Raw genomic sequence first — 20562 nt, 5'->3', positions numbered from 1 at the left:
GACCAGGCCCGCCCAACCGGGAAAGAACCACGAAGAAGTGCCCAGGCGCTCGCGGCCGACCTGCCACCGCAGTTGCGCCTGGGCACTTCTTCGTGGTTCTTTCCCGGTTGGGCGGGCCTGGTCTGGAACGGCGACTACGAACAATCGGTGCTCTCCAAGCACGGACTCGCGGCCTATGCGCAGCATCCGCTGCTTCGCACCGTGAGCCTCGACCGCGGCTTCTACCGGCCGCTCACGGCCAGCCAGTACGCGGCCTACGCGGCCGCGGTGCCGGAAGACTTCCGCTTCATGGTGAAGGCGCCGAGCCTCGTGGCCGATGCACTGGTGCGCGACGAGGACGGGCGCGGCATGCAGGCCAACCCGGCCTTTCTCGACCCGGTGCTGGCAGCGCAGGAGTTCGCCGCGCCGGCGCTCACCGGCCTGGGCGCGAAGCTGGGCGTGCTGGTGTTCCAGATCAGCCCGCTACCCGGCGCGATGCTGGCGCAGCTTCCGGACGTGCTCGAACGCCTGCGGCGCATGCTGCTCGCCCTGCCGGCACTGCGGCCGCAGGCACCGGACGCGGTGGTCGCCCTCGAGCTGCGCAATCCCGAGTTGCTGACGCCGGCGCTGGCCCAGGTGCTGCGCGAGGCCGGCGCCACGTACTGCCTCGGCCTGCATCCGAAGATGCCGCCCATCGCCGACCAGCTGCCGCTGCTGCGCGCGCTGTGGCCTGGGCCGCTGGTGTGCCGGTGGAACTTGAACCGTCTGCACGGCGCCTACGGCTACGAAGGCGCCAAGAAGCTCTACGAGCCCTTCGACAAGCTGGTCGACCCCGATCCCCAGACCCGCGATGCCCTGGCGCGCGTGATCGCCGGCACCACCGGTGCGGGGCATCCGGCCTACGTGGCGATCAACAACAAGGCAGAGGGTTCGGCACCGCTGTCGGTGGTGGCGCTGGCCCAGGCGCTCGCGGCAATCCGGCAAGCCGGTTGAGCACGCCGGCCATCCGGTTTATTGACCGTCCGGAGCAAACGCCTTCCACTCGGGGGCTGTGCACAAGCTCCTTGCACCACGCCAGCAGATTCGCTTCGCCCGCGGCCACGACGGCGTGCGCCTCGCCTATGCGCTCTCGGGCCAGGGGCCTTTGCTGATCAAGGCGGCCACCTGGCTGTCGCACCTCGAATTCGACTGGGAAAGCCCGGTGTGGCGCCATGCGCTACACGGGCTGTCGGCCGTGTCGACCTTCGTGCGCTACGACGAGCGCGGCTGCGGGCTGTCGGACTGGGAGGTGGCCGACCTGAGCTTCGACAGCTGGCTGCGCGACCTCGAAACCCTGGTCGACGCACTGGGCGCCGAGCGCTTCGGGCTGCTCGGTATCTCGCAGGGTGCCTCCATCGCCATCGCCTACGCGGCCCGGCATCCCGATCGGGTGAGCCACCTGGTGCTGCACGGCGGCTATGCGCGCGGGCGCCTGGTGCGCAACCCTTCGATCGAACAGCGCGAAGAGGCCGAGATGATGCGCAAGCTGGCCGAGCTGGGCTGGGGCAAGCAGGACGCAGCCTTCCGGCAGTTCTTCACCAGCCAGTTCATCCCCGGCGGCACGCCCGAGCAGCACCGCTGGTTCAACGAACTGGAGCGCATATCTACATCGCCGTCGAACGCGGCGCGCTTCATGCGCGAGTTCGATCACATCGACGTCGTGCAGCATCTGGCCGAAGTGCGCTGCCCGACGCTGGTGCTGCACTCCACGCGCGACGTGCGCGTGCCTTTCGCGGAGGGGCGGCTCATCGCCAGCGCGATTCCGGGCGCGCGCTTCGTGCCGATCGACAGCGGCAACCACCTGATCGTCGGCCACGAGCCGGGCTGGGCCCACTGGCTCGACGAGGTGCAGCGCTTCCTGGCCGAGGCCGCGCCGTCACGCGCACCCGTCTTCGAGACCTTGACCGCGCGCGAACGCGAACTGGTGGAACTGCTGGCCCAAGGCCGCGACAACGCACAGATCGCGGCCACGCTGGGCTTGTCGGAGAAGACGGTGCGCAATCACCTGACCAGCGTCTTCTCGAAGCTCGAGGTCGACAGCCGCGGCCGGGCGATCGTGCTGGCGCGCGACTCGGGCTTCGGCAAGCTCAGCGTCTGAATGCCCGCAGCGGCCCGGCGCTCGTGGGTCGCATGGCGCAAATATTCAAGACCCCTTGGTTGACGCCGCCTACGCTTCATGGCAACGACGCAGCCCACGAGGAATCGCCATGAACATCGTCTCGATCTACACCGCCTGCATGCTGCTCGCCGGCATGCTGACCTTGGCCATGCCGGCGTACGCCGTCGACTCGGCATCGCTGCCTTCCGCGATTCGCCTGGCGAACGCCCGCGCCTTCATCGAGGCGCGCGACTGGAAGGGCGCCATCGCCGAACTGCAAGGCGTGAATGCGCCGAACGATGCCGACTGGAACAACCTGATGGGCTTCAGCCTGCGCAAGGCCAAGGTGCCCGACTATGCGGCGGCCGAGCGCTTCTACGACGCGGCCTTGCGCATCGAGCCCAGCCACCGCGGCGCGCTGTCGTATTCGGGCGAGCTCTACCTGGTGCTCGGCAACCTGCCCAAGGCACAGCAGCGGCTGACCACGTTGAAGCTGGTCTGCAACAACGCCTGCTTCGAGCAGGAGCGATTGAGCAAGGCGATCGCGCGCTACCTGGCCGCAGGCAACCAGTACGTGCCGGACCCCGAAGAGGCTGCGCAAAGCAGCGCGCGCGCCGCACAATGAGCGGATGAAGACCGCCATCCCGACCCATCGCCATCTGCTCGTTTGCGCGGCCCTCGCCGCCGCGTTCCAGTTGCCGGCCTACGCGGCGGACAACGAATCGACGCCGCCGGCCCTGAAGCTGGCGGCAGCGCGCTCGCAGATCGAGGCCAGGAACCGGCAGCGCGCCATCGCCGAGCTCAAGAAGGTCGAAGACACCGCCAGCGCCGACTGGAACAACCTGATGGGCTACAGCCTGCGCAAAGGCAAGACGCCGGACTATGCGGGTGCCGAGCGCCACTACGACGCCGCGCTGCGCATCGACCCCAACCACCGCGGCGCGCTCGAATACTCGGGTGAGCTCTACCTGATCCTCGGCAACCTGCCCAAGGCGGAGGAGCGTCAGGGCCGGCTGCAGCGCCTGTGCAACCCGGCCTGCGCAGAGCTGGAAGACCTGAGCAAGGCGATCGATCGGTACAAGGCGGCGGGCAACAAGTACGTGCCGGAGGAATGATCAACGCCGTGAGTTGATCGTTCGCACGATGCAGCCGGGAACACCGCGGAACCAACTTCGCCGGGCCGTTGGTGTTGCCCCCGGTGAGGGGGTGGGCGGACCACACGAAGTGGGGGAGCCTGGGGGAGAGCTATTTCTTTCCACCGAAGACGACGAGGGCGCCTCCTACCACGATCGCGGCCACGCCGGCCCAGGTCGGGAAGCTCACGGTCTCCTTCTCCTTCACCGACAGCTCGATCGGCCCGATCTTGGCCTGGTGGGTTTCCTTGGTGAAGCTGAAGCCGCCCATGCCGATGGCGGCGATGCCGGCGACGATCAGGATGAGGCCGATGATTCGGGTGGCATTCATGGTGAAGAGATCCTCCGGGATTGACGTCAGCCCCGAATGTAGCCGGCCGTCGATTCAGAGCGGCTGCACGTCCTGCACCGGGCTGCCGCGCCGCAGCCAGTCGGCGAATTCATCGGCCAGCCGCCGCGCCTCGCGCGCGGCGATGCCCCAGTCCCGGATACGGGCCTGCGTGTCGTTGCCGTAGCGCAGGAAGTCGTTGCGATCCGGCAGCTTCGCGTTCGGCAGGCCCCGCACCCATTCAGGGTCGGGCGCCAGCACCACCGTGCGGTCGAGAAAGCGCGTGGGCTTGTGCCGCCACTTGAGGCCCTTGTCCAGCCAGCCCGGCACCACCGCCTGCTGGAAGTGCGGGTACAGCACGATGCCGTCGGCCGCGCTGTAGTTCAGGTGCAGGTGGTAGTCGGTGATGCCGCCGTCCCAGTACGCACCAGGCGGCGCGCCCGGGATGTCGTGCACCGCCTCCAGCATGAAGGGGATCGAGCACGAGGCCTGCAGCGCGAGCGCGAAGTTGCTTTCGGCCAGCGGCACCTGCCGTGTGCGGAAGTCCTGCGTGCCGAAAGGCAGCGACGCATGGGGGCTGGAAAACACCACGCGTTCCAGCCAGGCGCCCAGGCTCTTTCGATGCACGCTGTTGGTGATGAAGGCGCCCAGGTAGCCGGCCGGCGTGCGCGCCCTGCCCTCGCGCCCCAGGATATGGCGGCCGCGCGCGGTGATCACGTGCAGCCGGTAGCGCGGATGAGTCAACACCTCGGGTGTACGGGCACCGTAGAAGTCGCGCAGGCCTTCGCCGAACTGGGCGCTGACCTGCTTCGCGCTCATCCGCTTCTGCCCGGGCGGCACGTCGAAGCGCTGGTGGATGTAGCCGTGCTCGAATTGCTCGAAGGCCGTTTTCGGATCGTCGAGGCAGGCGCAGGCGAGCCGCCAGGCGCCGATGGAGGCACCGACGAGGTCCACCGGTTGGCTGGCCTGCGGCAGCCAGTCGCTGAAGACGAAGCGGTCGATGGGCCCGAGGATCAGCCCCTTGGGGCCGCCGGCCGCGCCCGGCACGGTACGCACGTCCGCCGGCGCCAGGCCCTGCGCGGCGATGTGCGCCCGTGCCGCGGGGCCCGCGTAGATGCGCAGCGCCTTCATCGCGGCCGCGGTCTTCAGCGCTTGCCGACCAGCACGCCCAGGCCCAGCGCCTGCAGCAGCCACCCGATGGCCAGGCCACCCGCGAGCGCGACGGCCACCACGGCGATCAGGCCCCAGTCGCCGGCATGCGATTCGGCGAAAGCCGTGAAGCCGGTGGCCTTGCAGACCTCCAGCATGCCGACGTTGGCCACGTAGATCGCGAAAGTGTGACGGCCCACCAGCGCGACCGCCCGGCCGACGAACCCCGGCGGTTGCGCGGGCACCGCCATGCGCGCGCGATCGGCCGACACGGCGCTCGCGAGCAGCAGCAGCGAGGCCAGCGTCACGGTCAACGACAAGTAGGCCGAGTGCTCGGTGAACAGCGCGCTTTCGAGCGGTGCGGCCAGCAGCAGCAGGCCGCCGACGATCGCGAGGCCGGGCCGCCGGGCCAACTCGCCCCGAGCCAGCGCGATGCCCATCGCGACATACGGAATCCAGTAGATGAAGAGCCGGTCGCCCACGGCCGAAATCAGCCGGTGCTCGAACAGCCAGTAGCCGGCCGCCACGTTCAGCGCCACGCCGGCGGCGATCACTGGGAGCGTTGGCGCATCGGCGATCCAGCGCCGCAGCAACGGAAACAGCAGCGTGAGCTGGAACAGGATGACGAAGTAGTACTGGCCCGACCACCCGTACCCACCGAACCAGCCGCCCACGACGGTGTGCAGCGGCGTGGTGTCGAGCCGGCCCTCGTAGAACTTCTCGATGTAGAGCAGTGTCCAGGCCAGGTAGGCGACACCCAGTTCCACCAGCCGCTGCAGCAGGTAGGCGCCGTGGGTCTCTTTGGGCCGCCGCGCCAGCGCCTTCTCGAGGTAGTAGGCCCACAGGCCGATGAAGACCGGCACGCCGAAGCGGAACAGGTCCTGGACGGGCGTGCCGGCGTGGATGCAGACCACGCCCACGATGGCAGCGGCCTTCAGCCAGTCGGCATGGAGGTCGCGCACGCCGGCGTGCGCATGGGCATCGGCCTGGCCCGGTAGCGTGCCGCCGCGAATGGGCGCGTTGCGAGGCTCAATCGGCATGCGTGCTGCGCTCCATGCTCGTCGTCACTTGCGCAGGCCCTGCAGCTTGGCGAAGGCGCTCGCCATCTGGCCCGCGGGCAACGGCGTGTTGTCGCGGCGTGGGCCCTGGTGGCCCCGGCCTGCGTTCTCGAACCGGTTCTCGCGCGGCCCGTCGCGGCGGCCCGGCGCGGCGTCGAGCTTCATCGACAGGCCGATGCGCTTGCGTGCCACGTCCACTTCCATCACCTTCACCTTGACGATGTCGCCGGTCTTGACCACCTCGCGCGCATCGTTGACGAACTTGTGCGAGAGCTGGCTCACGTGCACCAGCCCGTCCTGGTGCACGCCCAGGTCGACGAAGGCGCCGAACTGCGCCACGTTGCTCACGGTGCCTTCGAGCACCATGCCTTCGACCAGGTCCTTGATGTCTTCCACGCCGTCGTTGAAGCGGGCCACCTTGAAGTCGGGGCGCGGGTCGCGGCCGGGCTTTTCGAGTTCGCCCAGGATGTCCTTGACGGTGATCACGCCGAATTTCTCGTTGGCGAAGAGTTCGGGCTTCAGCGTCTTGAGCATCTCGGCGCGGCCCATCAGCTCGGCGATGGGTTTGCCGGTCTTCTCGATCATCTGTTCGACGACCGGATAGGTTTCGGGGTGCACGCCCGTCATGTCCAGCGGGTTCTGGCCGCCTCGGATGCGCAGGAAGCCCGCGCTCTGCTCGAAGGTCTTGCCGCCGAAGCCGGTCACGTCGAGCAGCTGCTTGCGGGTGGCGAAGGCGCCGTTCGATTCGCGCCAGCGCACCACCGCCTTGGCCACGCCCGCGGACAGGCCCGAGACGCGCGACAGCAGCGGCACGCTTGCGGTGTTGAGATCCACGCCCACCGAGTTCACGCAGTCTTCGACCACTGCGCTCAGGGTGCGCGCCAATTCGCTCTGGTTCACGTCGTGCTGGTATTGGCCCACGCCAATGGATTTGGGATCGATCTTCACGAGTTCGGCCAGCGGATCCTGCAGCCGGCGCGCGATGCTGGCAGCTCCACGAAGGCTGACATCCACGTCAGGCATTTCCTGCGAGGCGAACTCGCTGGCGGAATACACCGACGCGCCGGCCTCGCTTACCACCACCTTGTCGACGGCAGGCGCCGGGCCGCCCGCCTGGGCGCTCATCTTGGCCAGCAGCTTGATGAGGTCGGCCGCCAGCTTGTCGGTTTCGCGGCTGGCCGTGCCATTGCCGATCGCGATCAGGTTGACGCCGTGCTTGGCGCACAGCTTGCCCAGCGTGTGGAGCGAGCCTTCCCAGTCGCGCCGCGGCTCGTGCGGAAACACGGTGGCGGTATCGACCAGCTTGCCGGTGGCATCGACCACCGCCACCTTCACGCCGGTGCGGATGCCCGGGTCGAGGCCCATCACCACGCGCGGGCCAGCCGGCGCGGCCAGCAGCAGGTCGCGCAGGTTGTCCGCGAAGACCTTGATGGCGACCTTCTCGGCGTCTTCGCGCAGGCGGGTGAAGAGATCGCGTTCGGTCGACAGCGACAGCTTCACGCGCCAGGTCCAGGCCACGCACTTGCGCAGCAGGTCGTCGGCGGCGCGGCCGGCGTGGCTCCAGCCCAGGTGCAGCGCGATCTTGCCTTCGGCGATCGACGGCTTGCCGGGCTCCGGCTCCACCGGCAGCACCAGCTTGGCGTCGAGGATGTCCTGCGCCCGGCCGCGGAACACGGCCAGCGCGCGGTGCGACGGCACGCGGCCGATCGGCTCGTCGTAGTCGAAGTAGTCGCGGAACTTGGCGATGTCGGCGTTGTTCTCGTCCTTGCCCGACATCAGGCTGGACTTGAACAGGCCCTCGGCCCACAGCCATTCGCGCAGCTTCTGCACCAGCGCGGCGTCTTCGGCCCAGCGCTCCGACAGGATGTCGCGCACGCCGTCGAGCACCAGCTGCACGGTAGAGAAGTCGAGGCCGTCGGCCGCCGGCTTGACGAAGGCTGCGGCCTCGTCGGCAGGCACCAGCGTCGGGTCGGCATAGAGGCGGTCGGCCAGGGGCTCGATGCCGGCCTCGCGCGCCATCTGGCCCTTGGTGCGGCGCTTGGGCTTGTAGGGCAGGTAAAGGTCTTCCAGCTCCTGCTTGGTCGGCGCGGCTTCGATGGCCGCGCGCAGTGCGGGCGTGAGCTTGCCCTGCTCCTCGATGCTCTTGAGCACGGCGGCGCGGCGGTCTTCGAGCTCGCGCAGGTACGACAGGCGTGCCTCCAGTTCGCGCAGCTGCACGTCGTCGAGGCCGCCGGTGGCCTCCTTGCGGTAGCGGGCGATGAAGGGCACGGTGGCGCCACCGTCGAGCAGTTCGACGGCGGCCTTCACCTGATGCTCGCCGACCTTGATCTCGGCAGCGAGCTGGCGGGTGATTTTCTGCATGTCTGGGGAGTGGCTGGCCGGAGGCGCGCAGGAAGCGTGCCGGGCGTGGGGTGAGAAGAAAACGGAAGCGGCCAAGTTTGCCATAGGGCATCGCGTCCACCGCCGGACGCAAGTTTTCACCCGGGTAGATTGCAAACTCTGTTTCGCCCGGGTATTATTCGCAGCAATGTCATCCCCTGATTCAGAACCCACCTTGACCGCCTTCGCCGGCCTGAGCCGCATCGCATCAGGCACCCGCGCGGAGCTGCTCGCCGTGCTGCACGCGCGTGCCGATGCCGATCTGGCGGTCGTCTTCGACGACAGCACCGGCGAACGGCTCGACCTCGATCTGCGCCCGGCAGGCGCCCCGCCCCTCCCCGAGGTCGGCGGCGGCGACGAACCCATCACCCGCGGCGTCGGCCGCCCCAAGCTCGGCGTGGTCGCACGCGAAGTCACCTTGCTGCCGCGCCACTGGGATTGGCTCAGCCGCCAGCCCGGCGGCGCCTCGGTCGCGCTGCGACGGCTGGTCGACGAAGCCCGCCGCGTGCACGCCGACCGCGACGCGGAGCGCGCGTCGCGCGAAGCCGCCTATCGCTTCATGAGCGCGATGGCGGGCGACCTGCCCGGCTTCGAGGACGCCGCGCGCGCCCTGTTCGCCGGCGAGCGCGCGCGCTTCGAGACGCTCGTCGCGCCCTGGCCCGACGACCTGCGCACCTACCTGCAACGACTGGCCGCCGCGGCCTGGAGCGCGGCATGAACCGCACGGTCCCCGCCCCGCCCCTGGAGCCCGAAGACGTCGAATGCGCCGGCGAGGTCGTCGCGCCGCCGGCCACGGTCACCGACCCGGTACCGCCGCAGCTGTCGTCGAAGATGGACACGCGCGCCGCCGCCGTGGCCACGCGGCCGCTGTGGCAGACCTTCCTGCTCTTCCTGGCGCCCATGCTCCTGAGCAACATCCTGCAGTCGCTGTCGGGCACGCTCAACAACGTCTACCTGGGCCAGATGATCGGCGTGGGCGCGCTGGCGGCGGTGTCGAGCTTCTTCCCGATCATGTTTTTCTTCATCGCCTTCACCATCGGCCTGGGCGCCGGCGCCTCGGTGCTCATCGGCCAGGCCTGGGGCGCGCGCGAGCCCGAGAAGGCACGCGCGGTGGCCGGCACCACATTGACCGTGGGCGTGCTCTTCGGGCTCGCCGTCGCCGTGTTCGGCGGCGCCTTCACCGAGCCGATGCTCGCGGCGCTGGGCACGCCGCCCGACATCCTGGCCGATGCCACGCGCTACGCACGCATCATCCTGATCGCGATGCCCGGACTGTTCGTGTTCCTGCTCTCCACAGCCATGCTGCGCGGCGTGGGCGACACGGTGGCGCCGCTCTACACGCTGATGATCTCGACGGGCCTGGGCCTGGTGATCACGCCGGCGCTCATCCGCGGCTGGTTCGGCCTGCCGATGATGGGCGTGGCCAGCGGCGCCTGGGCGACGGTGATCTCCTTCGTGGTCGCGACCACCTGGCTGGCCTTTCACCTGCGGCGCAAGAAGAGCCCGCTGGCCCCCGACGCGGGCTTCCTGCGCCACCTGCGCGTGCGGCCCGCGTTGCTGAAGGCGGTGCTCAAGGTCGGCGTGCCCACCGGCGTGCAGATGATCGTGGTCTCGCTGGCCGAGCTCGCCCTGCTCTCCTTCGTCAACACCTACGGCTCCGAGGCCACCGCCGCCTACGGTGCGGTGAACCAGGTGGTGGCGTACGTGCAATTCCCTGCCATCTCGATCGCCATCGCGGCCTCGGTGCTGGGCGCACAGGCCATCGGCGCCGGGCAGGTCAAGCGCTTGGGCGCCATCGCGCGGACGGCGCTGATGATGAACCTGGTGCTCACCGGCGGGCTGGTGCTGCTGGGCTACCTGTTCTCGCGGCCGCTGATGGGCTTCTTCATCACCAGCGAGCCGGTGATCGAGGTGGCGCAGACGCTGCTGCACATCATGCTGTGGAGCACCGTGATCTTCGGCATGGGCGCGGCGCTGTCGGGCATCATGCGCGCGAGCGGCTCGGTCCTGGTGCCGACCTCGATCTCGATCTTCTGCATCGCCATCATCGAAGTGCCGGTGGCCTGGTGGCTGAGCCACCGCATGGGGCTCAACGGCATCTGGGTGGCGTACCCGGTGGCCTTTGCGGCCATGCTCACGCTGCAGGCGAGCTACTACCGCTTCGTGTGGCGCAAGAAGGCGATCCGGCGGCTGATCTGAGGCGCGCCGCGCGGGTCAATACGCGAGCTTCGGATACCAGTCGTTGCCGCGGCCGTGCGGCGTCAGGTCGAGCAGCGACCAGAGCGACGCGATGTCGGGCGCGTCGCGCGGGTCCTGGCCGGGGTCGGCCATCTCCTTCGTCATCTCGCTGGCCCAGAACAGGCGCACCTTGTCGCCGTCGCGGCGGTAGACGATCAGGGCCGGGTATTCGCTGCCGTCGGGCAGCAGCACGCCGAGGTCCTTGGCATAGTCGTCGCCAACCGTCTGCACGAAGGTCAAGTCGCGCCAGCCGCGCTCTTGCGCAAAGGCGTACTGGCGCTCCACCGGCGAGCGACCGAGGATCTTGAGCGCCACGCGCTGCTTGATGTCGGCCGCATTGCCGTTCACCGAACCGAGCCAGTTGGTGCACATGGGGCACGGTCGCTCGCGTTGCGGGCCGTACATCCAGAAGTAGGTGACCAGCGTGTCCTTGTCGCCGAAGAGATCGGCCAGGCCGACCTCGAAGGCCTGCTCGTCCTTGAAGCGGTAGTTCTTGTCGATGACCGGGCCGGGCGGCAGCGCGCGGCGTCGTTCGCCCAGGCGCGTCATGTGGCGGCGGAATTCGATCTCTTCGGCCAGCAGGGCCTGGCGTGCGGACTCGTATTCCGGCGAGGCGCCTGGGAATGGCGTCTTCGCCTTCTTCGCGAGTTCGGCGGCGGGGGTCAGCGAATCTTTCATGGCGTCGTGTCCTGATGAGTCCTCGGATGCCCGAAGGTCACGGTGAAGCGTGCAGGGCCCGCGTGCGGTAGGCCGAACTTCCTGCAGCTTGAAGTCGATTTCCTGCAGCGGCGCGCGTGCGGTCCAGGGCTATCGTCCGCCTCGGCCCAGCAACGCCAGCGTGTGGCGCGCGATCGTCAGTTCCTCGTCCGTCGGGATCACCCACGCCGAGCAACTGCTGGCCGCCGTGCTGATGCAGGGCCCGCCAGCCGCATTGGCGTCGTCGTCGATCGCCAGGCCCATCCAGGCCGCGCCGGCCCCGACGCGGCGACGGATCTCGGCCGCGTGCTCACCGATGCCGGCGGTGAACACCAGCCCGTCCAGCCCGCCCAGCGCCGCGGCGAGCGAGCCGATCTCGCGCACGATGCGGTGAACGAAGAGCGCGACGGCCAACTGCGCCCGTGGCGCGTCGCTGGCCAGCAGCACGCGCATGTCGCTCGACAGGCCGGACACGCCCAGCAGGCCCGACTCGCGGTACAGCAGTTGTTCGATGGCTTTCGCATCCATGCCGCGCTCGTTCATCAGGTACAGCAGCACGCCCGGGTCGATGTTGCCGCAGCGGGTGCCCATGGGCAGGCCGTCGAGCGCTGTGAAGCCCATCGTGCTGGCGATGCTGCGGCCGCCTTGCAGCGCACAGAGGCTGGCGCCGTTGCCCAGGTGCAGCGCGATCACGCGGCCCTGCGCCAGCATCGGCGCAACCACCGGCAGCCGCTCTGCGATGTATTCGTACGACAGCCCATGGAAGCCGTAGCGCCGCACGCCGGCCTCGTAGAACGCGAGCGGCAGCGCGAACATCTGTGCCAGCTCGGCGTTGCTGCGGTGGAAGGCGGTGTCGAAGCAGGCCACCTGCGGCACGCCGGGCAGCAATTCGAAGGCCAGGCGCACGGCCGCCAAATTGCTGGGCTGGTGCAGCGGCGCCAGCGGCGACAGGGCTTCGAGCCGCCCCAGCACCTCCGGCGTGATGAGCGCGGGCTGCGCGAAGTCCATGCCGCCGTGCACCACGCGGTGGCCGATGCCGCGCAGCGAGACGCCGGGCACCAGTTCGCGCACGGCGCCGATCACGTGCCGCAGCGCAGCGTCGTGGCCGATCGCCTCGCCCGGTGCCCAGGTCCGCTGGGCGAGCACGCGGCCCGCCGGATCGCGCGCCGTGAAGCGGGGCGCCGTGTCGATCTCTTCGACGAGGCCGCGCAGCACCGGCGCGAGCACTTCGCCTTGCGCACGGTAAAGGGAGAACTTGAGGCTGGACGAGCCGGCATTGGCCACGGCCACCATGGCGTCGCCGGGAGGAGCTGAAGGGTTTGTCATCGAATCTGGGGAATGCGGCTCGATGCTGCCGCTATTCGGCGCGCTAAGCCAGCGCCGGGTCGGAAAACTCGCGGCCGTCCGCGCGGGCCAGAAGCCGCGCCGCGGTGGACGCTGCCAGCTCGAGGCGCCGAAGGTCGCGCTCGTCGAGCAGGCTCTCGCCTTCGGCATTGAAAGCGCACAGCATGCCGTAGACCGTGCCGTCGGCGCGCAGGACGGGCACGCCGATGTGCGTTCCCATGCCGTCGAAAGCGTCGGGCAGGCCTTGTTCTTCGCGAACGTCGGTGATGCTTTGCACCACGTTGGGCAGGCGCCCGTCCAGGATGCGCTGGCAAATCGTGTGCTCGAGCGGCGCCGAGTCGCCCGGACGGATCTGCAAGGCCGAGTCGATGGACTGGATGTGCCGGAACACCCGCGCCCCGTCGACGAACTCGCTCACGAAGGCCACCTGCAGGCCCAGCAGGTCACGCACGATCACGAGCAGGTCGCCGATGGCACGGTCGACCGACACCTCGCCCGAAGGAAAACGCTCCTTCGCCGTGATGACGCCGAGGCGTGCATCCAGGTCTTCATCCGCAGCGGTGCTTGGCGAATCCATTGCAAACGTTTCCATGCATAACTTCCTTGGGGGCGATCCTAAGGGCCGCGCGGTGGTTCACGTGTGTTCATTTCGCACGCTTCGTGCCATGGCGTGGCGCCCGGCGGCTCGCCGGGCCCCTTTTCGCCACGGAGATCACGGATCGGCGCCCGGCTACCGAGGCTCGCCGGCGCCGGCCTCGATGTAATCGGGGAAGCGCTCGCAGATTTCGGCGACGGCGCTGAGCGTGCCCGACAGGTGCGTGCGCACCGCCTCCTGCGCAGCTGCCGCGTCGCCGCGCTGAATGGTCTGCGCGATCGCGCGGTGGTCGCGCAGGATCGATTCGGTCTTGCCGGCCGTGGGCAGGTGCAGCCGGCGCAAGCGGTCGACGTGGCCCGACATGCGACTCACCGTGTCCCACAAGCCCGGAACCCCTGCCGCCTCGTACATGAGCTGGTGGAAGCGCCGGTCGGCCTCGACGAAATCGCTGTACTGCTGGGCCGCCGCCAGCGCGGCCTGCAGCGCGATCTGCGCTTCGAGCTGCCCGACCAGCGCGGGCGGCGCCTGCTCGGCGAGCTGGTGCACGATCTCCAGCTCGATCGACCGCCGCAGAAAGTGCGCCTGCCGCGCCGCCGCCAGGTCGATGCGGCTCACCAGCGTGGCGTGCTGCGGGTACACCTCGACCAGGCCCTCCTCGCTCAGCCGCAGCAGCGCTTCACGCACCGGCGTCTGGCTCACGCCGAACAGCTCGGCCAGTTCCTGCCGCACCAGCACCGTGCCCGGCGCCAGTTCGATCGAAAGAATGGCCTCGCGCAACTGCTCCAGCACCTGGGGTGCCGCGAGCCGCGTGCGGTCGAGCCGGATTTTCTGGAGGGTGCTCATCGGGCGCAGATTCTAGGCATTGACGCACTAATATATTAATGTTTCAATCCAGCCCACACAAGGAGACAAGGCCAGCCCCACGGCCCCCAACACCCCATGAAGCGCACCTACGATTCCCTGCGCAGCGCCCGGTGGTTCGCACCGGACGACTTCCGCTCCTTCGGCCACCGCTCCCGCGTCATGCAGATGGGCTATGCCCCGGCCGACTGGGCCGGCAAGCCGGTCATCGCGATCGTCAACACCTGGAGCGACGCGAACCAATGCCACTCGCACTTCAAGCAACGGGTGGACGACGTGAAGCGCGGCATCCTGCAGGCCGGCGGCTTTCCGCTGGAGCTGCCGGCCATCTCGCTGTCGGAAAGCATGGTCAAGCCCACCACCATGCTCTACCGCAACTTCCTCGCCATGGAAACCGAAGAGCTGCTGCGCAGCCATCCGGTCGACGGCGCCGTGCTCATGGGCGGCTGCGACAAGACCACCCCCGGCCTGACCATGGGTGCGCTGAGCATGGGCGTGCCGTTCATCTACCTGCCGGCCGGGCCGATGCTGCGCGGCAACTGGCGCGGCAAGGTGCTCGGCTCGGGCTCGGATGCCTTCAAGTACTGGGACGAACGCCGCGCCGGGCACCTTACCGACCAGGCCTGGCACGAGATGGAAGCCGGCATCGCGCGCAGCCACGGCACCTGCATGACCATGGGCACGGCCGCCACGATGATGGGCATCGCCGAGGCCGTGGGCCTGGCGTTGCCCGGCGCGTCGAGCATTCCCGCGGCCGATGCGAACCACGTGCGCATGAGCGCCGCGTGCGGCCGGCGCATCGTCGAGATGGTGTGGGACGACCTCACGCCCGCGAAGATGCTGACGCGCGCCAACTTCGAGAACGGCATCGCCTGCGCGATGGCGATGGGCTGCTCGACCAACGCGATCATCCACTTGATCGCCATGTCGCGGCGCGCCGGCCATCCCGTGAGCCTGGACGACTTCGATGCCGCCAGCCGGCGCGTGCCCGTCATCGCCAACATCCGGCCGAGCGGCGATGCATACCTGATGGAAGACTTCTTCTATGCGGGCGGGCTGCCGGCCCTGCTGGAGCGCATCCGCGGCCATCTGGACACCGACGCGATGACTGTGAACGGCCGCACGCTGGGCGAGAACATCGCCGGCGCCGAGGTCTATCACGACGACGTGATCCGCCCGCTGGACAACCCCATCTATGCCGAAGGCGCGCTCGCGGTGCTGCGCGGCAACCTCGCGCCCGACGGCGTGGTGATCAAGCCCAGCGCCTGCGCGCCACACCTGCTGCAGCACACCGGCCGCGCGCTGGTCTTCGACGACTACCCGAGCCTCAAGAAGGCGGTCGACGACCCGGACCTCGACGTGACCGGCGACGACATCATGGTGCTGCGCAACGCCGGCCCGCGCGGTGCCGGCATGCCCGAATGGGGCATGCTGCCGATCCCGACGAAGCTGCTCAAGCAGGGGGTGAAGGACATGCTTCGCCTCAGCGATGCGCGCATGAGCGGCACCAGCTACGGCGGCTGCCTGCTGCATTGCTCGCCCGAATCCGCCGTCGGCGGTCCGCTCGCGCTCGTGAAGACCGGCGACCGCATCCAAGTCGACGTGCCGGCGCGCACCATCCACCTTGAGGTCAGCGACGAAGAGCTCGCCGCACGCCGCGCCGCCTGGACGCCGCCACCGCCGCGCTACGAGCGCGGCTACGGCTGGATGTTCGGCCGCCACATCCTGCAGGCCGATGCGGGCTGCGACTTCGACTTCCTCGAGACCAGCTTCGGCAAGCCCGTGCCCGAGCCCGACATCTTCTGATCGACCTGCTTCCAAGGAGACAACGCCAGTGAATCCCAACACCCGCGCGCAGCTGATGAAGGTCAGCACCGCCACCCTGTGCACCGCGCTCTTCAAGCGCGGGCTGCGCACCCAGTTCATCCAGGACGTGCGGCCGCTCAATGCCGGCTTGCCCAACATGGTGGGCGAGGCCTTCACGCTGCGCTACATCCCGGCGCGCGAAGACCTCAACACGATCGCCGTGTTCACCGACCGCCAGCATCCGCAGCGCCAGGCCGTCGAGCAATGCCCGCCTGATGCGGTGCTGGTCATCGACAGCCGCAAGGACGCGCGCGCCGCCTCGGCCGGCGGCATCTTGATCAGCCGCCTGATGAAGCGCGGCGCCGCCGGTGTCGTGACCGACGGCGGCTTTCGCGACAGCCCCGAGATCGCGAAGCTGCCCTTTCCCGCGTACCACAGCCGCCCCAGCGCGCCGACCAACCTGACGCTGCACCAGGCCATCGACATCAACGTGCCGATCGGCTGCGGCGACGCGCCGGTGTTTCCGGGCGACGTGATCGTGGGCGATGCCGAAGGCGTGATCGTGATCCCCGCGAACATCGCCGACGAGGTCGCGGCCGAGGCCACCGAGATGACGGCGTTCGAAGACTTCGTGCAAGAGAAGGTGATGGAAGGCCGATCGATCCTCGGCCTCTACCCGCCGACCGACGAGCAGTCGCGCACCGACTTCGCGGCCTGGCGGCAGGCGAACGGACGCTGAAGCGCGCGCACCCCACGACACCCGGAGACAAGCCATGACCTTCTTCCGCCGCGCCCTGCGTGCGGCAGCCTGTGTGCTGCCCGCCCTTCTTCCCTTCGCCGCACCGGCCGCCGACTGGCCCGCCGGCAAGCCCATCACCTACGTCGTGCCCTTCACGGCCGGCGGCTCGACCGACATCGTCGGACGCACGCTCGCCAACAAGATGGGCGACGCCCTGAAGCAATCGGTCGTCGTCGACAACCGCCCGGGCCAGGGCGGCGGCATCGGCGCCGCCTACGTGGCCAAGGCCGCGCCCGACGGCTACACGATGTTCGGCGGCACCATCAGCACGCACGCCATCAACGCCAGCCTGTACAAGAAGCTCACCTACGACCCGGTGAAGGACTTCGAACCCGTGTCGCTGGTGGCGCGCCTGCCCAACGTGCTGATCGTCAACGCGCAGCTCGGCGTCAACTCGGTGCCCGAACTCATCGCGCTGCTGAAGAAGGACGAGTCGAAGCGCAACTTCGCATCGTCCGGCGCCGGCACGTCCACCCACTTGGCCGGCGAACTCTTCGCCGACCTGATCGGAGTGAAGCTCACGCACGTGCCCTACAAAGGCACGCCGCCGGCCATGACCGACGTGGCGGCCGGGCTCGTGCCCTTCATGTTCGACCAGGTCACGGCCGCGCTGCCGCTGGTGCAGAGCGGCAAGCTCAAGCTGCTGGCCGTGACCACCGGCAAGCGCATCAAGCTGCTGCCGCAACTGCCGACGATGATCGAGTCGGGCGTGCCCGGCTTCGAGATGTCGTCGTGGCAGGCCGTGTACCTGCCCAAGGGCACACCGCGGCCCATCGTGAACCGCGTCAACGCCGAGATCGTGGCCGCGCTCAAGCAACCGGACGTGCAAGCCAAGCTGCAGGATCAGCTGGCGATGGAACTGGTCGGCAGCTCGCCCGACGAGCTGCGCGATTTCATGGCACGCGAGATCCCGCGCTGGGCCGAGCTGGTCAAGAAGTCGGGCGCAACGGCCGAATGACGAACGCACCGCAGACACACCTCCTTCAAAAGGCACGCATGCACACCCGCACCCACACCTGCACCCACACCTGCACGTTCAAGCGCCGCTCGATCGCGGCACTGGCCCTTGCCGCGCTGGCGCCCTTCGCCGTCCACGCGCAAGGCGCCTACCCCGAGCGCCCCGTCACCATCGTCGTGCCCTTCGCGCCCGGCGGCGGCACCGACATCGCGGCACGGCTGCTCGCGTTGAAGCTCGGCGAGAAGCTCAAGCAGTCCTTCGTCATCGACAACCGCACGGGCGCCGGCGGCCTGGTCGGCGCCGAGGCCGTGGCCAAGGCCAAGCCCGACGCCTACACGCTGCTGGTCGGCAACGTAGGCACGCAGGCGATCAACCAGTCGCTGTATCCCAAGATGCCCTACAACCCCGACAAGGCCTTCGCACCGGTCTCGCTGTTCGCCGACCTGCCGTTCGCGCTGGTGGTCAACCCGAAGGTGCCGGCCAAGACGCCGAAGGAACTGGTGGCGCTGGCCAAGGCCGAGCCCGACAAGTACACGTTCGCCAGCTCTGGCAGCGGCGGCTCGCCGCACCTCACGGCCGAGATCTTTCAGCAGGCCACGGGCGCGAAGCTCGTGCACGTGCCGTACAAGGGCGGCGGCCCCGCCATGGCCGACCTGATGGCCGGCCACGTCGACATGCTGTTCGCGTCGATCCTCGAGACCTCCGGCTACGTCAAGTCGGGCAAGCTGCGTGCGCTCGCGGTCACCAGCGCAGCGCGCTCGCCCAGCATGCCCGACGTGCCGACGCTCGCGGAACAGGGCGTGGCCAATGCCGAGTCGGGTTCGTGGGTCGCCTTGCTCGCGCCCGCGGGCACGCCGCAGCCCATCGTCGACAAGCTCTCGGCCGCCGTGAAGGAAGTCGTCGCGCTGCCCGACGTGCGCGAAAAGCTCATCGCCCAGGGCGCCACGCCGCGCGGCACCACGCCGGCCGAGCTGCAGTCGACCATCGATGCCGAGAAAGACCGCTACGCGCGCGTCATCAAGGCGCGTAACGTGCGCGTCGAATGAAGGTTGCCCACCATGCCTGGAGATAGCTCGATGATGATCCGCCGCAGAGATTTCGCCTTCACCCCCGCATGCCTGGCCGCACTGGGACTCGCAGGCGCCCTGCCCGCTCGCGCGCAGGCCGCCTTTCCTTCGAAGCAGATGACCATCGTCGTGCCCGCCTCGCCCGGCGGCGCCATCGACCTGGCCGCACGGCTGATCGGCCAGAAGCTCGTCGAGCAATGGGGCCAGCCGGTGGTGGTCGACAACAAGACGGGCGCCACCGGCATCATCGGCACCGACTTCGTCGCCAAGAGCGCGCCCGACGGCCACACGCTCGCACTGGTGGCCAGCAGCCATGCCATCAACCCGTCGATGGTGAAGAAGCTGCCCTTCGACACGCTGAAGAGCTTCGAGCCCGTGGTGCAGACCCACGTGGTGCCGCTGGTGCTCGTGGTCGCGCCCTCGTTCCCCGCGAAGAACCTCAAGGAGCTGATCGCCTACGGCAAGGCCAACCCCGGCAAGCTGTCGTTCGCATCGAGCGGATCGGGCGGCGCGCCGCACTTCTCGGGCGAGCTGTTCAAGAGCATGGCCGGCATCGACATGATCCACATCCCCTACAAGGGCAGCACGCTCGCGCATCCCGATCTGCTGAGCGGCCGCGTGTCGCTGATGTTCGACACGCTGGCCGCCATCAGCACGCAGGTGAAAGCCGGTGGCCTGCGCGCCATCGCCGTGACCACGCCGAAGCGCATCGCGATGCTGCCCGACGTGCCGACCATGGCCGAGGCCGGCCTGCCCGGCTACGAGACCAGCACCTGGGGCGGCCTGCTCGCACCAGCCGGCACGCCGAGGCCGGTGGTGAACAAGATCGCCACCGAGGTCACACGCATCCTGGCGCTGCCCGACATCAAGCAACGCCTGACCGATGCCGGCGTCGAGCCCGTGGGCGGCACGCCCGAACAGTTCGCCGCCTTCATCGCGAAGGAGATGGGCAAATGGGCCCAGGTCGCCAAGGCGGCCGGCATCCAACCCGAATGAACACCACGCGACCAGACATGAGCAACACGACACGCCCGCGCATCCTGCAAAGAGGCCGCCTGCTGCCCCAACTCGAAAGCGCGCTGGCCGCCGAATTCGACGTGCACCTGCTCGACGCCGAGCAGGACAACACCGCCTGGCTCGCCGAGCACGGCCACACGTTCGTCGCGCTCACCAGCTCGGCCCGCTACGGCGCCGACCGCGCCTTGATCGACGCCTTGCCCAACCTGCGCGTGATCTCCAGCTTCGGCGTGGGCTACGAGACCATCGACGTCGCGCATGCGCGCGAGCGTGGCATCCAGATCGGCTACACGCCCGACGTACTCAACGACTGCGTGGCCGATACCGCCTTCGGCTTGCTGATGGACGCGGCGCGACGCTTCTCGGCATCGGACCGCTTCGTGCGCCGCGGCGAATGGCTCGCGGGCCAGTACCCGTTGACCACGCGCATCTCGGGCAAGAAGCTCGGCATCCTGGGCCTGGGCCGCATCGGCCGCGTCATCGCCCGGCGCGCGAGCGGCTTCGACATGGAGGTGCGCTACCACAATCGCCGTGCGCTGCCCGATGCGCCCTTCGCCTACGAGCCCACGCTGCACGGCCTGGCCCGGTGGGCCGACTTCCTCGTGGTCGCCAGCGCGGGCGGTGCCGAGACGCGCAAGCTGGTCGATGCCGGCGTGCTCGAAGCGCTCGGGCCCAAAGGCTTTCTCATCAACATCTCGCGCGGCTCGGTCGTCGACGAAGCCGCGCTGCTCGATGCCTTGCGCGAGGGCCGCATCGCGGGCGCCGGCCTCGACGTGTTCGAACGCGAGCCGCAGGTGCCCGAGGCCTTCTTCGCGCTCGACAACGCAGTGCTGCTGCCGCACGTGGCGAGCGCCACGCACGAGACCCGCCAAGCCATGGCCGACCTCGTGTTCGAGAACCTGCGCAGCTTCTTCGCCGAAGGCCATGTGAAGGTGGCGGTGCCCTGACGCGCGGCACCATCCGTTCGGGTTCGTCCTAGGCGCCTTTCACGCGACGCGATGCCCAATACGGGCTTCGC

Annotated in this window: 20 protein-coding genes; 12 read left to right on the top strand and 8 right to left on the bottom strand. The window is 69.0% G+C overall.

Annotated features, from left to right (window positions below; all coding sequences use genetic code 11):
• From B0W80_RS24095 to B0W80_RS24080, 4 genes are all read left to right on the top strand, one after another.
• Window positions 1-972: DUF72 domain-containing protein (locus B0W80_RS24095; RefSeq protein WP_083745588.1), on the top strand; the 972-nt coding region annotated here is incomplete at its 5' end.
• A 58-nt stretch (window positions 973-1030) separates the two neighbouring features.
• Window positions 1031-2116, top strand: coding sequence for an alpha/beta fold hydrolase (locus B0W80_RS24090; RefSeq protein ID WP_077001691.1), 1086 nt, complete (start codon window positions 1031-1033; stop codon window positions 2114-2116).
• Between the two features lie 109 nt (window positions 2117-2225).
• Window positions 2226-2741 (top strand): lipopolysaccharide assembly protein LapB, encoded by a 516-nt coding sequence (locus tag B0W80_RS24085; RefSeq protein ID WP_077001690.1) that lies wholly within the window; start codon window positions 2226-2228, stop codon window positions 2739-2741.
• A 4-nt stretch (window positions 2742-2745) separates the two neighbouring features.
• Complete coding sequence (locus B0W80_RS24080) at window positions 2746-3231, top strand: hypothetical protein (RefSeq protein ID WP_077001689.1); 486 nt, start codon at window positions 2746-2748, stop codon at window positions 3229-3231.
• Between the two features lie 130 nt (window positions 3232-3361).
• Here the strand turns inward: B0W80_RS24080 and B0W80_RS24075 are convergent, their stop codons facing one another.
• The 4 genes from B0W80_RS24075 to B0W80_RS24060 are packed head-to-tail and all read right to left on the bottom strand — an operon-like array spanning window position 3362 to window position 8145.
• Window positions 3362-3580 carry a hypothetical protein gene (locus B0W80_RS24075; protein WP_077001688.1) on the bottom strand — a complete coding sequence of 73 codons (219 nt, stop codon included), beginning with the start codon at window positions 3578-3580 and terminating at the stop codon, window positions 3362-3364.
• Between the two features lie 54 nt (window positions 3581-3634).
• Complete coding sequence (locus B0W80_RS24070; protein WP_077001687.1) at window positions 3635-4708, bottom strand: patatin-like phospholipase family protein; 1074 nt, start codon at window positions 4706-4708, stop codon at window positions 3635-3637.
• Between the two features lie 14 nt (window positions 4709-4722).
• Window positions 4723-5766: an acyltransferase gene (locus B0W80_RS24065; protein ID WP_077001686.1), complete on the bottom strand. Its 1044-nt coding sequence runs from the start codon at window positions 5764-5766 to the stop codon at window positions 4723-4725.
• A gap of 24 nt (window positions 5767-5790) precedes the next feature.
• Window positions 5791-8145: a Tex family protein gene (locus tag B0W80_RS24060; protein ID WP_077001685.1), complete on the bottom strand. Its 2355-nt coding sequence runs from the start codon at window positions 8143-8145 to the stop codon at window positions 5791-5793.
• Window positions 8146-8311: 166 nt separating this feature from the next.
• On the opposite strand from B0W80_RS24060, the gene B0W80_RS24055 reads away from it, so the two are divergent.
• Window positions 8312-8881 carry a DUF2239 family protein gene (locus B0W80_RS24055; protein WP_077001684.1) on the top strand — a complete coding sequence of 190 codons (570 nt, stop codon included), beginning with the start codon at window positions 8312-8314 and terminating at the stop codon, window positions 8879-8881.
• Between the two features lie 113 nt (window positions 8882-8994).
• A complete protein-coding gene (locus B0W80_RS24050; protein ID WP_077001694.1) occupies window positions 8995-10362 on the top strand; it encodes an MATE family efflux transporter in 1368 nt (455 codons plus the stop codon).
• 15 nt (window positions 10363-10377) lie between these two features.
• On the opposite strand, the gene B0W80_RS24045 is transcribed toward B0W80_RS24050, so the two are convergent.
• From B0W80_RS24045 to B0W80_RS24030, 4 genes are all read right to left on the bottom strand, one after another.
• On the bottom strand, window positions 10378-11079 hold the full coding sequence (locus B0W80_RS24045) for a DUF899 family protein (protein WP_077001683.1): 702 nt from the start codon (window positions 11077-11079) through the stop codon (window positions 10378-10380).
• 129 nt (window positions 11080-11208) lie between these two features.
• The gene (locus tag B0W80_RS24040) at window positions 11209-12423 is read right to left on the bottom strand and encodes an acetate/propionate family kinase (RefSeq protein ID WP_256856674.1); all 1215 of its coding nucleotides are present in this window, start codon (window positions 12421-12423) and stop codon (window positions 11209-11211) included.
• 43 nt (window positions 12424-12466) lie between these two features.
• Window positions 12467-13033 (bottom strand): GAF domain-containing protein, encoded by a 567-nt coding sequence (locus tag B0W80_RS24035; RefSeq protein WP_083745586.1) that lies wholly within the window; start codon window positions 13031-13033, stop codon window positions 12467-12469.
• 138 nt (window positions 13034-13171) lie between these two features.
• The gene (locus B0W80_RS24030; protein ID WP_077001680.1) at window positions 13172-13879 is read right to left on the bottom strand and encodes a GntR family transcriptional regulator; all 708 of its coding nucleotides are present in this window, start codon (window positions 13877-13879) and stop codon (window positions 13172-13174) included.
• A gap of 96 nt (window positions 13880-13975) precedes the next feature.
• Between B0W80_RS24030 and araD the strand changes: the two genes are divergently transcribed.
• Genes araD through B0W80_RS24000 form a run of 6 tightly spaced genes read left to right on the top strand, consistent with a single transcriptional unit; the run spans window position 13976 to window position 20491 of the window.
• Entirely contained in the window at window positions 13976-15703 is a 1728-nt protein-coding gene (gene araD, locus B0W80_RS24025; RefSeq protein ID WP_077001679.1) for an L-arabinonate dehydratase, read from the top strand.
• Between the two features lie 28 nt (window positions 15704-15731).
• Window positions 15732-16442, top strand: a complete 711-nt coding sequence (locus B0W80_RS24020) for a ribonuclease activity regulator RraA (protein WP_077001678.1) — start codon at window positions 15732-15734, stop codon at window positions 16440-16442.
• A gap of 34 nt (window positions 16443-16476) precedes the next feature.
• Window positions 16477-17460, top strand: a complete 984-nt coding sequence (locus B0W80_RS24015) for a tripartite tricarboxylate transporter substrate binding protein (RefSeq protein WP_077001677.1) — start codon at window positions 16477-16479, stop codon at window positions 17458-17460.
• A gap of 38 nt (window positions 17461-17498) precedes the next feature.
• Entirely contained in the window at window positions 17499-18506 is a 1008-nt protein-coding gene (locus tag B0W80_RS24010; protein ID WP_077001676.1) for a tripartite tricarboxylate transporter substrate binding protein, read from the top strand.
• Between the two features lie 30 nt (window positions 18507-18536).
• On the top strand, window positions 18537-19523 hold the full coding sequence (locus B0W80_RS24005) for a tripartite tricarboxylate transporter substrate binding protein (RefSeq protein ID WP_077001675.1): 987 nt from the start codon (window positions 18537-18539) through the stop codon (window positions 19521-19523).
• Window positions 19524-19540: 17 nt separating this feature from the next.
• Window positions 19541-20491 carry a 2-hydroxyacid dehydrogenase gene (locus tag B0W80_RS24000; RefSeq protein ID WP_077001674.1) on the top strand — a complete coding sequence of 317 codons (951 nt, stop codon included), beginning with the start codon at window positions 19541-19543 and terminating at the stop codon, window positions 20489-20491.
• Window positions 20492-20562: the final 71 nt, after the last annotated feature.

This window comes from Variovorax sp. KK3, from assembly GCF_001984055.1.
Classification (GTDB): domain Bacteria; phylum Pseudomonadota; class Gammaproteobacteria; order Burkholderiales; family Burkholderiaceae_C; genus Variovorax.
This window is presented reverse-complemented; position numbering and strand designations above follow the sequence as displayed.